General features: G+C 31.5%; 10 protein-coding genes. 8 read left to right on the forward strand and 2 right to left on the reverse strand.

The features are described 5' to 3' along the window. Positions 1-54 precede the first annotated feature (54 nt). Together L2Z92_RS08850 and L2Z92_RS08855 are read right to left on the reverse strand one after the other, a co-directional pair. Positions 55-1,380, reverse strand: a complete 1,326-nt coding sequence (locus L2Z92_RS08850) for a sigma-54-dependent transcriptional regulator (RefSeq protein ID WP_236458460.1) — start codon at positions 1,378-1,380, stop codon at positions 55-57. Further along, on the reverse strand, positions 1,381-2,478 hold the full coding sequence (locus L2Z92_RS08855; RefSeq protein ID WP_236458461.1) for a sensor histidine kinase: 1,098 nt from the start codon (positions 2,476-2,478) through the stop codon (positions 1,381-1,383). Between the two features lie 203 nt (positions 2,479-2,681). Here L2Z92_RS08855 and L2Z92_RS08860 point away from each other — a divergent pair, with 203 nt between their 5' ends. The 8 genes from L2Z92_RS08860 (at position 2,682) to deoC (ending at position 16,155) form a co-directional block, all read left to right on the forward strand. Continuing rightward, the gene (locus L2Z92_RS08860) at positions 2,682-4,976 is read left to right on the forward strand and encodes an NADP-dependent malic enzyme (protein WP_236458462.1); all 2,295 of its coding nucleotides are present in this window, start codon (positions 2,682-2,684) and stop codon (positions 4,974-4,976) included. 39 nt (positions 4,977-5,015) lie between these two features. Continuing rightward, a complete protein-coding gene (gene ruvA, locus L2Z92_RS08865; protein ID WP_236458463.1) occupies positions 5,016-5,597 on the forward strand; it encodes a Holliday junction branch migration protein RuvA in 582 nt (193 codons plus the stop codon). A gap of 51 nt (positions 5,598-5,648) precedes the next feature. Next, entirely contained in the window at positions 5,649-12,809 is a 7,161-nt protein-coding gene (sov, locus tag L2Z92_RS08870) for a T9SS outer membrane translocon Sov/SprA (protein ID WP_446685077.1), read from the forward strand. Positions 12,810-12,934: 125 nt separating this feature from the next. Beyond that, entirely contained in the window at positions 12,935-13,315 is a 381-nt protein-coding gene (gcvH, locus tag L2Z92_RS08875; protein WP_236458464.1) for a glycine cleavage system protein GcvH, read from the forward strand. Between the two features lie 79 nt (positions 13,316-13,394). Then, entirely contained in the window at positions 13,395-13,661 is a 267-nt protein-coding gene (locus L2Z92_RS08880; protein WP_236458465.1) for a VanZ family protein, read from the forward strand. 57 nt (positions 13,662-13,718) lie between these two features. Next, the gene (locus L2Z92_RS08885; RefSeq protein WP_236458466.1) at positions 13,719-14,465 is read left to right on the forward strand and encodes an energy transducer TonB; all 747 of its coding nucleotides are present in this window, start codon (positions 13,719-13,721) and stop codon (positions 14,463-14,465) included. A 117-nt stretch (positions 14,466-14,582) separates the two neighbouring features. Continuing rightward, positions 14,583-15,338: an energy transducer TonB gene (locus L2Z92_RS08890; RefSeq protein ID WP_236458467.1), complete on the forward strand. Its 756-nt coding sequence runs from the start codon at positions 14,583-14,585 to the stop codon at positions 15,336-15,338. A gap of 79 nt (positions 15,339-15,417) precedes the next feature. After that, a complete protein-coding gene (gene deoC, locus L2Z92_RS08895) occupies positions 15,418-16,155 on the forward strand; it encodes a deoxyribose-phosphate aldolase (protein ID WP_236458468.1) in 738 nt (245 codons plus the stop codon). The last annotated feature ends 18 nt before the right edge of the window (positions 16,156-16,173 follow it).

Raw genomic sequence — 16,173 nt, forward strand, 5'->3', positions numbered from 1 at the left:
TTTTATTGGATTGGTTTTTTATTGGAAGTTTTATGAATTTTTACTTTTAATATGTTATTTTAAAAGTTTTTGTCTCAAAGTTTTTCGGTCTATTTGTAGAATTTCTGCTGCCTTTGTTTTGTTATTGTTAACATTGGCTAGCACTTTTAAAATATATGTTTTTTCAATTTCATGCAAAGGTTTTAATTTTTCATTTTCTATTGGTTCTTTGTATTTTAATGATTTTGGCAATGTATCAACATCAATAACCGTATCGCTTAAAATAATAAGACGTTGAATTATGTTTTCTAATTCTCGAATATTTCCTGGCCAATTGTTTCTTGTTAGAATGTCTATTGCTTTTTGTGTTATTGTAATGCTAGGTTTACCATATTCCCTTCCATATTTTTTTAAAAAAGTAGCTATCAATATAGGAATATCTTTTTTTCTATCCCTCAAAGGTGTGGTTTCTATATTTACAACATTAAGTCTGTAGTATAGGTCTTCTCTAAATGTTCCGTTTTCTATCGCATTTTGTAGGTTGTTATTTGTGGCAGAAATAATTCGAACATTTATTTTTTGAGGATTTTGAGAACCAATCATATAAATCTCTTTTTCCTGTAACACTCTTAAAAGTCGAGTTTGAATAGTATGTGTTGCAGTTCCTATTTCATCTAAAAATAGGGTTCCGTTTTCTGCTGCATGAAACAATCCTTTTTTAGTTTCGTTTGCTCCAGTAAAAGCTCCTTTTACATAGCCAAATAGCTCAGATTCAATTAAGTTTTCAGGAATGGCTCCACAGTTTACAGCTATAAAGGGTTTTGATGCAAAATTACCATTATAATGAATGGAACGTGCGATAAGTTCTTTTCCTGTGCCACTTTCCCCTTGAATTAAGACAGTTGCCTTATTGTTTTTTACTCTTTTGATAACGTCAATTAATTGCTCATGTTCTTTGGAAACTCCAACTAAGTTAGTAAAGAAATCATCTCTTTCTTCTTCTTCTCTTTTATTGGAAGTGTCTTTCTTCTTGTTTTTGAAACAATTATGAATTGATTTTTTTAATTCTTCGAAAGTGAATGGTTTTGTTAAGTAGTCGGATGCGCCAGATTTTACAGCATTTATAGCAGTGTCTACTGAAGGGAATCCAGTTATAACAAGTTTTGGGATGTTAGGAAAATGTTCGTCAGCATATTTTATAAGTTCAATTCCATTTATTTCGGGCATTTGTAAATCTGTAATTAAAAGATCAATGACAGATGATTTTAGTACATCAATCGCTTCAATAACAGAAGTAGCTTTGTAAGAATGAAAATTCAAGTCTTTTAAATTACGTTGCAATAATTCTAACATATCATAATTGTCATCTACAATTAAAATATTTTCTTTTTTTAAACACATCTACTTTTCTTTTAAGGGTAAAATAATCTGAAAATTAGTTCCTCTGGGTTTGTTGTTTATTACTTTTATTTCTCCTTTGTGGCTTTTAATTATTCCATGAACTACGCTTAGGCCAAGACCAGAACCCTCACCAATTGGTTTTGTGGTAAAAAAAGGTTCGAATATTTTAGATTTTATAGCTTCGTCTATACCAGAACCTTCATCTTTGACTTCAATGATAAAGTTCTCTTTTTTTGAATAAACTAATACATCAATCTTGCTTTCGAATGGTGCTACATAAATAGCGTTCATAATAATATTGAAAAGAACTTGTGTTAATTGAATTTCATCTATTTGTGCTTTGATTGTGCTGTCTTTAAAAGTAACATTACAAGTTATATTAGCTCTTTTGAAGTTTGGGCCTAATAGCGTAACGGCTTGCTTTATGATGGGTTTTATGAGAAGTATTTCTTTGTTTTGAGGCATTTCACAAGAGAAAAACATTAATTTTTTTACAATTTCTCGAGAGTAAATGGCAGCGTTAATAATCTTTGTAATGTCTTTATCGATTATTTTTACTTTGTTTTCTCTTTTAATAAGTTCTGCAAAACCAAGAATATTTCCCAATGGTGTGTTTAGTTCGTGAGCAATTCCAGCTGTTATTTCTCCTAAAATGGAAAGTCTATCATTTCTTTCTGCCGATTGCTTTAATTTTTCTTCTTTTTCTTTTCTTTCTTTTCTTTCTAAAAAGAGACTTGTTTCAGAACTAATTTTTTCAAGAAGTTTATTTTCTTCTTCTAAAAAATTAGTTATAGATAGTTTTGGAGAAGGATAATGAATTCTTATAATACCTACTTCATTATTCTCTATGTAGGTTTTACTTTCTATATGTATAGTTTTTTTAGGCAAAGTATCAGTAAATATTTCTAATTCGTTAAAAGTAATTTCTATTATAGCTTCGTCAGAATGTTTTAAAGCTTTTTTTAAACTTTCACCTATTTTTGTTAATGTATCCTCAACAGTTGTGTTTTTCTGATTAATGATATGAGTTGTCTCGTATAAGCACACTAATTCCTTAATTCGTTCGTTTAATTTTTCTTCGGTTGAAATTGATGACATAAGTTTTTATATAAAAAATCGGGGAATAATTACCCAATACAAAAATATGTAATTTGTGTGTGAAATTTTGTTTTTTTAAAATATAGGTTTAAGTATTTAGTCAATTAGATTTAAAAATACAGAAATGGTTCAAAAGAGTAGCTCTAAAATTTTTTTCTTTCAATCCTTATTCTAACTTTGTAAGTTAGTATAAAACATATTATATGCATAAGGATACAAAAAGAAGAGAAGCTTTATTATATCACGCGAAGCCAACACCTGGAAAGATTCAGGTTGTGCCAACAAAGAAATATGCTACCCAGAGAGATTTATCTCTAGCCTATTCGCCAGGAGTAGCAGAACCATGTTTAGAGATTGCAAAAGATATAGATAACGTATATAAGTATACAGCAAAAGGAAATTTAGTAGCAGTAATATCAAATGGAACAGCTGTTTTAGGTCTAGGAGATATAGGTCCTGAGGCATCTAAGCCAGTAATGGAAGGAAAAGGATTGCTTTTTAAGATTTTTGCAGATATAGACGTTTTTGATATAGAAGTAGGGACAAAAGATGTTGAAGCTTTTATTCAAACAGTAAAAAATATTGCACCTACATTTGGTGGAATTAACCTTGAAGATATAAAAGCACCAGAATCTTTCGAAATAGAAAGAAGACTGGTTGACGAATTGAATATTCCTGTGATGCATGATGATCAACATGGAACAGCAATTATATCTTCTGCTGCATTATTGAATGCACTAGAGTTAGCAAACAAAGAGATTGATAAAGTTAAAATTGTTGTTTCTGGAGCAGGATCAGCAGCATTGGCATGTTCAAACTTGTATGTTCTACTAGGTGTGAACGTAGAAAATATATTTATGTTCGATAAAGACGGAATGTTAACGACATGTCGAGAAGATTTATCTGATTTGCAAAAGAGATATGCAAAATCATGTGAGCCTCAATCACTGAAGCAAGTACTTGTAGGCGCAGATGTGTTTTTAGGGTTGTCTGTTGGAAACATATTAACACCAGATATGTTGTTGACGATGAAGAATGATCCAATTGTTTTTGCAATGGCAAATCCAACTCCAGAAGTTGATTACAATGTAGCAATAAATACAAGGAAAGATATCATCATGGCAACAGGTCGTTCAGATCATCCTAACCAAGTAAATAATGTATTAGGCTTTCCATATATTTTTAGAGGAGCGCTAGATGTTCGTGCTAAAAAAATTAATGAGGAAATGAAAATGGCAGCAGTTCGCGCATTAGCAGAATTGGCTAAAAGTCCTGTGCCAGAACAAGTAAATGTTGCATACGGAGAAACCAAGTTAAACTTTGGTAGAGATTATATTATTCCTAAACCATTCGATCCAAGATTAATTTCAGTAGTTGCGCCAGCTGTAGCTAAAGCAGCTATGGAATCTGGAGTAGCTCAAGTTGAGATTACGGATTGGGAAAAATATGAGTTGGATTTATTAGACAGATTAGGTTCTGATAATAAAATGATTCGAATGTTAATGAACCGAGCAAAAACGAATCCAAAGAGAGTTGTTTTTGCAGAAGCGGATCATTTAGATGTTCTAAAAGCAGCTCAGATTGTTCTTGAAGAAGGAATTGGAGTGCCTATTTTATTAGGAAATAAAGAAATTATTCAAGAGCTTAAAACTGAAATAGGTTTTGATGCCGATGTAGTGATTATCGATCCAAAAACAAAGGAAGAAGACGGAAGAAGAACAAAATATGCTACTTCATTTTGGGAAACTAGAAAAAGAAGAGGTATTACCATGTTAGATGCTGAAAAATGGATGCGTGAACGTAACTATTTTGGTTTAATGATGGTGAATGAAGGAGAAGCAGATACAATGGTTACGGGTTATTCTAGAAGCTACCCTTCGGTGGTTAAACCAGTTCTAGAAATGATTGATAAAGCACCTGGAGTTTCTAGAATTGCAACGACAAATATGATGATGACATCTAGAGGACCAATTTTCCTTTCAGATACAGCAATAAACCCTAACCCAACGGCAGAAGATTTAGCGAAAATTGCATTAATGACAGCTAAAACTGTAAGGATGTTTGGTATGGAGCCAGTTATGGCAATGGTTTCTTTTTCAAATTTTGGTTCTTCAGAGAGTGAAAACCCAAAGAAAATAAGAGAAGCAGTAGCTTATCTTCATAAATATTATCCAGATATAATCGTCGATGGGGAAATTCAAACTGATTTTGCTTTAAATCCTGAAATGTTGAAAAGTAAGTTCCCGTTTTCTAAATTGGTGAATAAAAAAGTGAATACTTTAATTTTTCCAAATTTAGATTCGGCAAATATTACTTATAAAATGATGAAAGAGCTTAATAAATCGGATTCAATTGGACCGATTATGCTTGGATTAGATAAACCAGTTCATATTTTTCAATTAGGAGCAAGTGTAGAAGAAATGGTAAATATGGCTGCGGTTTCTGTAGTTGATGCACAAGAAAAAGAACGAAAATTTAAAAAAGCTATTAATAAATAATATTTTTTATATTTTTGGCTATTAACCAATAAAAAAATCATGATTACTCACATTCAAGGAAAACTAGTTGAAAAAAATCCGACAGAAGTTGTAATAGACTGTAATGGTGTTGGGTATCATATTAATATATCACTACATACTTTCTCTCTTTTGCCAGAAAGTGATAATTTAAAACTTTTCACTTTCTTGCAAATAAAGGAAGACGCACACACTTTATACGGTTTCGTAGAAAAGCAAGAAAGAGAGTTGTTCAAATTGTTAATCTCTGTTTCTGGGATTGGAGCAAATATTGCAAGAACTATGTTGTCTTCTTTGGCGCCACAACAAATAATTCATGCAATTGGATCAAATGATGTCGGAACAGTTCAGAGCATTAAAGGTATTGGAGCAAAAACAGCTCAGAGAGTTATCTTAGATTTGAAAGATAAAGTGTTAAAAGTGTATGATTTAGACGAAGTTTCTTTGGTTTCTAACAATACAAACAAAGAAGAAGCGTTATCTGCTTTAGAGGTGCTTGGTTTTGTTAGAAAAACAGCAGAAAAAGTTATAGACAAAATTGTAAATGAAGCCCCAAATGCATCAGTTGAAACTTTAATTAAACAAGCACTAAAAAACTTATAAGACTTGGAAAATAAAATTAGCGGGAATATTTTTAATAAATTTCAGAAGGGGATAAAAATACTTTTTTTATGTGTTCCTTTTTTTCTTTATTCTCAAGAAGAGACTCAAGAGCAAGATTCAATTAAAAATGGAGTGGACTTAGGGAAAATAAAAGTACCTAATCCTCAAAGTATTGTTGAGGCTTATACTTATGATCCAGTAACAGATCGTTATATTTATACAAATACTTTCGATGGCTTTAATGTTAACTATCCTTTAGTGTTAACTCCAAAACAATATCAAGAACTTGTTTTGCGTGAAGAAATGAGAAAATATTATCGTGAAAAATCGGCAGCGATAGACGGTAAAAAAGAAGGAAGTGAAGAAAAAAAGAAAGATTTATTGCCAAGATACTATATTAACTCAAAGTTCTTTGAAGCTATATTTGGAAGTAATACCATAGATGTTAAGCCAACAGGTTCTGTAGAGATTGATTTAGGTGTTAGGTTCACAAAACAAGATAATCCTGCTTTTTCACCAAGGAATAGAAAAACAACAACTTTTGACTTTGATCAAAGGATTAGTGTAGGGCTTCAAGGTAAGGTTGGCACACGATTAAATGTGAATATTAATTATGATACACAATCTACCTTTGCTTTTCAAAACCTTATAAAACTAGAATATGGATCTACTGAAGATGATATTCTACAAAAATTAGAAGTTGGTAATGTAAGTTTTCCTTTGTCTAATTCTTTAATAAGAGGTTCGCAAAGTTTGTTTGGGGTTAAAGCTCAATTGCAATTTGGGAAAACAACTGTTACAGGTGTTTTTTCTGAACAAAAATCGCAAACTAAAACGGTAACTTCTCAAGGAGGTGGAACGCTACAAGATTATGAATTATTTGCTTTAGATTATGACGCAGATAGGCATTATTTCTTATCGCAATACTTTAGGAATAAATACGATAAGTCTTTAGAGACCTATCCGGTTATTAATAGCCGTGCTCAGATTACCAGAATAGAAGTTTGGGTAACCAACAAACAGAATAGAATTAATTCAACAGAAAATAATTTAAGAAACCTTATCGCAATTCAGGATATTGGTGAAGCCCCATTAACAAATTTGGCACCCCAAGAGGTTGTAGGATTGAATTTAGCTTCAAATCCTAGTTTTTTTAATGCATCACCAGATACCCCTTCCGATAACGGAAATAATAAATTTAACCCAAATCAAATAGGAAGTAATTTTTTAACGCAAGCAATTAGAGAAGTAGCAACAGCAAATAATGGATTTACAGTTAGCGTTGATGAAGGACTTGATTATGCGAAATTAGAAAATGCTAGAAAATTAACAACTTCTGAGTTTACATATCATCCGCAATTAGGATATATTTCCCTAAATCAGCGTTTAGCAAATGACGAGGTTTTGGCAGTGGCTTATCAATATACAATCGGTGATCAAGTTTATCAAGTAGGAGAATTTGGTACAGATGGAGTTGACGCAACACAAGTTAGTACTACTGGAATTCCAACTTCTCAAGCTTTATTAGTTAAGATGTTAAAGAGTAATTTAACAGCTGTAAAACAAAAAGCTCCAAATAATAATTTAACGATGCCAACATGGAACTTGATGATGAAGAATGTTTATCAAATTCCTGGAGGATATCAATTACAACAAGAAGACTTTAAATTTAATATTCTATATACAGATCCATCACCTTTAAATTATATTACACCATTTGAAGATGCAGCAGGAAATGTTCCTTTAGACTTGCCTGCTGATGTGAAAGAAACTACTTTGTTGAAGGTAATGGAGGTAGATAAATTAAATTATACTAATGACCCACAAAATGGAGGTGACGGTTTCTTTGATTTTGTACCAGGAATTACTATAGATCCACAATATGGTAGAATTATATTTACAACAAAAGAACCATTTGGAGAACATTTGTTTAAGAAATTAAATAATACAACTGCTACGGAAGATTATAATGATCCATTAACATATAATGTGAATCAAAATAAATATGTTTTTAGAAACTTATATAAATCAACACAAGCAGCTGCACTTCAGGAAAGTGAGAAAAATAAATTTCAATTAAGAGGACGTTTTAAGTCTTCTGGTGGAGATGGAATTTCGATTGGAGCATTTAATGTGCCTCAAGGTTCGGTAGTTGTGAAATCGGGTGGAAGAGTTCTTGTTGAAGGTGTAGATTATACGGTTAACTATCAGTTAGGAAAAGTTCAGCTGTTAGATCCTTCATTGCAAGCTTCAAATACGCCCTTAGAAATATCGGTAGAGAATAATTCAGTATTCGGTCAACAAACAAAACGTTTTTGGGGAGTTAACGTTGAACATCAATTTAATAAGAAATTCTTGATTGGTGGTACACTTTTAAATTTATCAGAAAGACCATTCACAAATAAATCAAATTATGGTCAAGAATCTGTAAACAATACAATTGTAGGTTTAAATGCTAATTACTCTACAGAAGTTCCTTTTTTAACGAGATTAGCGAATAAATTGCCAAATATTGATACCGATGTACCTTCTAACTTATCATTTAGAGGAGAGATTGCTTATTTGTTGCCAGGAGCTTCAAAAGCAGATAAATTTAATGGAGAAGCTACTACTTATGTGGATGATTTTGAAGGCTCTCAATCTTCAATACCCTTAAATTCGCCAGGACCTTGGACGTTGGCAAGTGTGCCTTTAGAAGGAAATTTTGATGGTAATCCAGATACAACAGAGCCTCCAACAGATGCTATTTCAGTTGGAAATAGAAGAGCAAAAATGTCATGGTATACAATTGATCCTGTTTTTTATACGCAACCACCTAGTGGAATAAGTGATGATGATTTGTCTTTGAATAAAACAAGAAGAATTTTTAGTAGAGAATTATTTCCTAATGTTGATATTGCTCAAGGTAGTTCTAATGTAATTACAACTTTAGATTTAACATATTTTCCAAAAGATAGAGGTCCTTATAATTACAATCCATCTCTTGCAACAACTAATCAGTTTCCAGATTCTGAAACTACTAATAACTGGGCAGGAATTATGCGTTCTATTAATTCTACAAACTTTGAACAATCAAATGTAGAATATATACAATTTTGGATATTGAGCCCTTATTTATCAGGTACGCCAGATCAAGCAGATCTTGGAAATGTAGGGAAATTAGTAATTAATCTTGGAGAAATCTCAGAAGATATACTGAAAGATGGAAGAAAACAATATGAAAACGGACTTCCAGAAGTTGGTGCAACAATACCAGGTTTTCAAACGAACTGGGGGCAAGTGCCTAGTTCGCAATCGTTAGTTTATGCTTTCGATTCAAATGAAGCAAATAGAAATTTACAAGATGTTGGTTTTGATGGTCTAGATGATGCTGGCGAGGCATTAAAATTTACTGATTTTGCTGGACAAAGTGATCCATCTGCGGATAATTATAATTTCTATTTAAATGCTACTGGAAGTGTAATTGAAAGGTATAAAAATTATAATGGTTTTGAAGGTAACTCACCTGTAAATGTTACCGACACAAATAGAGGTAATGATACAAAACCAGATGTCGAAGATGTGAATCGTGACCAAACTATGAATACAATTAATGCCTATTTTAAGTTTGAAGTGCCTATTAATGGAGCACCACAAGTGGGTCAAAATTATGTAGTCGATGTTCGTACAGTTTCAGAATCTATGCCTAACGGAGCAAACGTAAACGCAAGATGGGTACAGTATAAAATTCCTATTTTAGAATTTACTGCAGACAATGTTGTCGGTTCTATTGCAGATTTTAGGTCTATTCGCTTCATGAGAATGTATATGACAGGGTTTTCTAAAGAAATCACATTGCGTTTTGGTGCGCTTGATCTTGTAAGAGGAGAATGGAGACGTTATACAAATTCATTAGATTTTAATGATAATAATCCAGCAGATGACAATACAGGTTTTGATGTTGTTGCAGTAAATATTCAAGAAAATAGTAGTAGAATTCCAATTCCTTATGTTTCACCTCCAGGGGTAACTAGAGAGCAATTGTATAATAATAATACTGTTATTAATCAAAATGAACAATCGTTGTCTTTAAGGGTTTATGATAAAGATGGTGGTTATAATGATGGATTAGAAGGTGGAGACTCAAGAGCGGTTTTCAAAAATGTAAATGTAGATATGCGTCAGTTTAAAAAGATGCGTATGTTTTTGCATGCTGAATCATTGCCACAACCAGATGAGCCTCAGCCATTGCAAAATGATGAAATGGTGGCGTTTATTCGTTTTGGTAACGATTTTACAGAAAACTTTTATCAAGTTGAAGTTCCTTTAAAAGTTTCTTCTCAAAATGCATCTACTCCAGATGGAGTTTGGCCTTCTGATAATGAAATTGAATTGCCAATGAATTTGTTAACGAAGCTTAAGATTTTAGCACTTAATAACGATTCGAGTATAATTTATGATCCAAATGGAATTGGTTTTGTAGAAGAAGAAGAAATTGGTTCAGGTGGTAGTAAGTTAACATTAGGTATAAAAGGTAATCCAAACTTTGGTTTAGTACGTACTTTAATGGTTGGTGTTAAAAATAAAACAAATCATGTTGTAAGAGGGGAAGTTTGGTTTAATGAACTGCGACTTTCAGATTTAGATAATAAGGGTGGTTATGCTGCTGTAGCGAATTTAGATACCAATGTAGCCGATTTTGCAACGGTTTCTGCTACAACAAGAGTAAGTACTATTGGTTTTGGAGGTATTGAAGAAGGTCCAAATGAAAGAAGTAGAGAAGATGCTTTTCAATATGATGTAGTTACTAATTTGAATTTAGGGAAATTATTGCCTAAGAAATGGGGAATAACACTTCCTTTTAATTATGCAGTAGGTGAAGAAACTATCACGCCTAAATATGATCCTTTCTATCAAGATATTGAATTAGATCAATTGTTGGATGTAACTCCAGATGCAGAAAGGTCAAATGTTGAAAATAGAGCAATTGATTATACGAAAAGGACAAGTCTTAACTTTATTGGTGTTAGAAAAGAAAGAGGAGAAGAGCAAAAACAGCATTTCTATGATGTAGAAAATTTAACTTTGTCTTATTCGTTCAATGAAACTGAGCATCATGATTATGAAATAGAGAATTTAGTCGATCAACAAAATAGAACAAGTGTAGATTATGCTTATTCTTTTAAACCATTAACGATTCAGCCATTTAAAGAGTCTAAGACATTTGGGAAAAGTGGGTATTATAAATTATTGAAAGATTTTAATTTCAACTTCTTGCCTTCTAATATTTCTTTTAGCTCTAATATTATTAGACAGTTTAATAGACAACAATTTAGATTAGTTGAAGTACAAGGAATAGGTTTGGATCCATTATATAGAAGGAATTATTTCTTTAATTATCAATATGGATTTAATTATAACCTTACAAAATCATTACGTTTAAATTATACAGCTGCATCGAATAATATTGTTAGAAATTATTTAGATGAAGATAATATTCCAGTTGATGGATTAGATATTTGGGATGATTATTGGAATGTAGGGGATGCAAATCAACATAATCAACAGTTGGTTTTAAATTACGATTTACCAATTGATAAAATACCTGCTTTAGCTTTTGTAAAGTCAGTTTATACATATACTGGAGATTTTAACTGGCAGCGTTCGTCGGATGCATTTTCGTCTATTGAAGGTTATAATTTAGGAAATACAATTCAGAATGCAAATTCACATAAATTGAATACTACATTCAATATGGATTTGTTATATCGTTATATTGGTTTAACAGGTAATAAAAAGAAGAGAAACAAAAAAGATAGTAAAGACACTAAAGATGCTTTACCAAAACCAGGACAAAAAATAACTGCAAAAAAGAAAACGAATAAAAATGAAGGAAACTTCTTTGTGAATGGATTAATAGGTATTGCAACAAGTCTTAAGAATATTCAGGTAAATTATACAGAAACTAACGGTACTGTTTTACCAGGTTATACTCCTGGATTAGGTTTCTTTGGAACCACAAAACCATCTGTTGGATTCGTATTTGGTAGTCAATCAGATGTGCGTTATGAAGCAGCAAGACAAGGTTGGTTAACTGAATATCCAGAATTTAACCAAAGTTTTACTCAAATTACAAACAAACAGTTAAGTTTAACTGCTCAAGTAGAACCATTTCCAGATCTGAAAATTGATGTTAAAGCGGATAGAATGTATTCTGATAATTTCTCTGAACAGTATGATGTAACTAATGGTCAATATAACTCACGATCACCTTATAATTTTGGTAATTTTAGTATTTCTACTGTTTTAATAAAAACCGCTTTTAGTCAAAGTGATGAAAATATTTCTGCTGCTTTTAATGATTTTAGAGCTAACAGAAGAGAAGTTGCTAATCGATTAGCAAATGATTATTATGGAGGAGGTACATATCCTGTAGATTTAGAAGGATATCCAATTGGGTATGGAAAGAACAGTCAGCAGGTATTATTACCATCATTTTTAGCAGCCTATTCGGGTAAAGACGTATCAAAACAATCTACTGGAGTATTTAAGGATGTGCCTTTACCAAACTGGACAATAAAATATACTGGCTTAATGCGTTATAAATGGTTTAAAGACACCTTTAAACGTTTTTCTCTGCAACATGGTTATAGAGCAAGTTATAATGTGAATGCTTTCCGTTCTAATTTGAACGCAGCGCCTGTAGATGTAAATGGTAACTTCTATTCAAATACAATTGTATCAAATGTTAACTTAACAGAGCAATTTAATCCGTTGATGAGAATTGATTTTGAAATGAAAAACTCAATAAAAATATTGGCAGAAGTTAAAAAAGACAGAACGCTTAATATGAGTTTTGATAATAACTTATTAACAGAAGTAAGCGGAAACGAATATACTATAGGGTTAGGTTATAGAATTAAAAATGTAACTATAATTTCTAAATTAGCAGATAATCCAACTGGATTAATTAAAAGTGATGTTAATATAAAAGCAGATTTTTCTCTAAGAAAGAATAATACAATTGTTCGTTATTTGGATTATGATAATAATGAATTAGCTGGAGGACAGGATTTATGGTCAATTAAGTTTTCTGCAGATTATTCATTCAGTAGAAATTTAACAGCTATTTTCTTTTATGATCACCAGTTTTCTCAAGCAGTTATATCTACATCATTTCCAATAACTAATATTAGATCAGGATTCACAATTCGATATAATTTTGGAAATTAATAAAAGGAAATAGAGCATGAATAGCTAATTTATTTAACAAATACGCTAGAAAAATATTAAAAAAGCTGTTTTAGAATTAAATTAATAAAACTACATTTGTACAACAAATTAAATATAGAATTAAAATGAACATCCCAACTAACTTAAAGTACACAAAAGACCACGAGTGGGTTTCAATTGACGGAGATATCGCTACAGTAGGAATTACAGATTTCGCACAAAAAGAATTAGGTGATATTGTTTATGTTGAAGTTGAAACTTTAGATCAAACTTTAGATCGTGATGAAGTCTTTGGTACAGTTGAAGCAGTTAAAACAGTTTCAGACTTGTTTTTGCCATTAACAGGTGAAATAATCGAGTTTAATGAAGCTTTGGAAGAAACTCCAGAAACAGTAAATTCAGACCCTTATGGAGGCGGATGGATGGTTAAAATTAAAATTTCAGATAATTCACAAATAGAAGACCTTTTGTCAAGTGAAGATTACTCAGCGCTTATTGGAGCGTAAATATTTTTATATTGCAGTTTTCTGGACGTTATTAATTACTTATTTAAGTTTAATAACACTGGAAAAAAAAGATGCATTTATGATAACAATACCAAATAAAGATAAAATAGTCCATTTTGGTTTCTATTTTGTCTTTGTTTTTTGTTGGACTAATGCTATTAAACCCAAATTAACCAAGAGTAAAATTAAAATAGTTTTTGTAGCTGTATTGTATGGCATAATTATTGAAGCATTTCAGTCAATGTTCACAAAAACACGTGAAGCTGATTTTTTTGACGCTTTTGCGAATACTTGTGGAGCAGTGACGGCTTACTTTTTTTTAGAATTTATGAAAAATAAATCTTAAAAAAAATTTTTAAACTATTTTATTATTAATTATATTAGCGACCTCAAAAACAAAATTATGGAATTAAAGAAAAATCCTAATGTAGACCCTAAAAGAAATAGTAGATTGTTCTTTCAGATTGGTCTAGTGGCAGTTTTATTGCTTACTTATGTTGGTATTGAATTAAAATCCGAAGATCCAAGAATAGAAAAAGAAAGATTTACATTGACAGATAACCTTGTGTTGGATGAAGAAGATGTTATTTTAACAATGCCACCTGTTCAGGCATTACCACCACCACCACCACCAGCTCCTGAAGTTATTCAAGTAGTTGAAGATGAAATCGTGTTGGAAGAAAAGAAAATTGAAACGACTGAGGTTGAGGAAAGTAAACCAGTAGTGGTTGTTAAAGCTTCTGAAGTTGGTAGTACAGGTCCTTCTATTGATGATATTCCAGATGAGATGCCATTTGCTGTTATTGAGCAAATCCCAATGTTTCCTGGTTGTGAAGGAATTCCTAAGAACCAACAAATGGATTGTTTTAATGAAAAAATGCAAGCACACATTAAAAGATATTTCAGTTATCCTGAAAGAGCAGCAGAAAACGGATCTCAAGGTCAGGTTTCTGTTCAGTTCTTAATCGATAAAGATGGTGTTGTAAAAGATATTAAGGTTAGAGGAAGAGGAATTAAAAGTGATGCTGAATTGTTAGAAAAAGAAGCAGAAAGAATTATCTCTAAATTACCTAAGTTTACTCCTGGTAAACAAAGAGGAAAAGCGGTAAGGGTTAAATACGGTTTACCTATTACTTTTAAATTACAATAATAAAAATTTATCCCAATCGTAAGGTTGGGATTTTTTTTGGCACATAATTTGTAGTATTACTTGTTAATAATATGTTAACCTGTAAATTATATAATTATGAGAGAAAAAGATGTTTTTATGAAGAAAACAAAAAATAGTGTAATCTATTTTCAGTTTGGTTTAATTGCTACAATGTTGGTAGCTTTGTTTGTTTTGGAATATAGTTTTCAAGATGTGAAAAAGAAGGAGGTTTGTTCTTTTCCTGGTTCAATAGTAGAAAAAGATTTTGCATCTAATGAATATAAAATTATTTCTGACCCAGTAGTAAACCCCAAACCAACACCTAAGCCACAAATTAAAGTTGTAACACCTCAAAAAGTGGTTACTGATTTTGATGTTAAAGATGATGAAGAAGTGATTAAGAGTAATGTAGATGTTGCTTCTCAAGATAGTAAAGCAGTAAGTGATGCGCCTGTTTCAGATACTAGTGATGCAAATGATAATGGTGCAGATGTTGTGAAGTCAAAAGTTGTAGAGCCAACATTTATAACAGTTGAGCAGTTGCCAATGTTTAAAGCGTGTATAGGTTTGAGTAGAGCAGAACAAAAAGCATGTTTTGAAACAGAGTTGTCTAAAGTAGTATCAAGACACTTGGTTTATCCAGAAGATGATTTTGATGATAAAAAACAAGGAAGAGCTTTTGTAGAGTTTGTTATTGATGAAAAAGGAAATGTAACGAATGTGAATTCTTTAAGTAATGGAAACGCAACAGAAGACATGAAAAGAGCAGCTGAAAAAGCGGTTAAAAGAGTTCCTAAATTAATTCCAGCGCAACAAGGAAAGAAAAGTGTAAAAATAAAATATGTAATTCCAATTTCGTTTAAGATAAACTAATTTGAATTATTACTGAAAAAGAATCCCATTTCGATGGGATTTTTTTATTTTTACACACATTCTAAAAATAAATTACAAAATGAAACAATATCTAGATGCAACTTATTTAAAAACAGCTGAACAAGCTGGTATTTCTAGTGAAGAAAATTTAGAAATTGTTAAGAGCAATATTCTTGAAGCAATAGACGAAGGTTTTAAATTAATTATGATTCGTCCGGAATTTGTTTCTTTAGCGAAGGAATTGATAGTTAGAGCAAACTCGAAACTTACTATTGGAACAGTAATTGATTTTCCAAATGGAAATAACGATTTAGAGTATAAGATAAATGAAGCGAAACAAGCCATAAAAAATGGAGTTGATGATTTAGATTTTGTTGTAGATTATGAAGCTTTTAAGAATGGAGAAATCGATAAGGTAAAACATCAGATTTTAGAATGTACAAGGCTAGGACTAGAGCACGGTAAAATTGTGAAATGGATTATAGAAGTTGCGGCTTTAGATAGTCATCAAATTGTACAGCTTTCAGCTATAATAAAAAACTGTGTAATAGCTAATTTTAAAGAGAATAACTATGAAAATGTATTTGTTAAGTCTTCTACTGGTTTTTATAAAACAATAGATGGTTTGCCAAATGGTGCAACAATAGAAACTATAAAATTAATGATTGAAAATGCATTTCCTTTGCCTGTAAAGGCTGCAGGAGGAGTAAGAAATTATCAAGAAGCACTCGAAATGATAAATTTAGGTGTAAAGAGAATCGGAACTTCATCAGCTAAGGCAATTGCAAACGGTAAAGAAGCGAAAACAGGTTATTAATGCTGTTTTACAACTAAA

It is taken from the genome of Flavobacterium jumunjinense (assembly GCF_021650975.2).
Lineage (GTDB): Bacteria > Bacteroidota > Bacteroidia > Flavobacteriales > Flavobacteriaceae > Flavobacterium > Flavobacterium jumunjinense.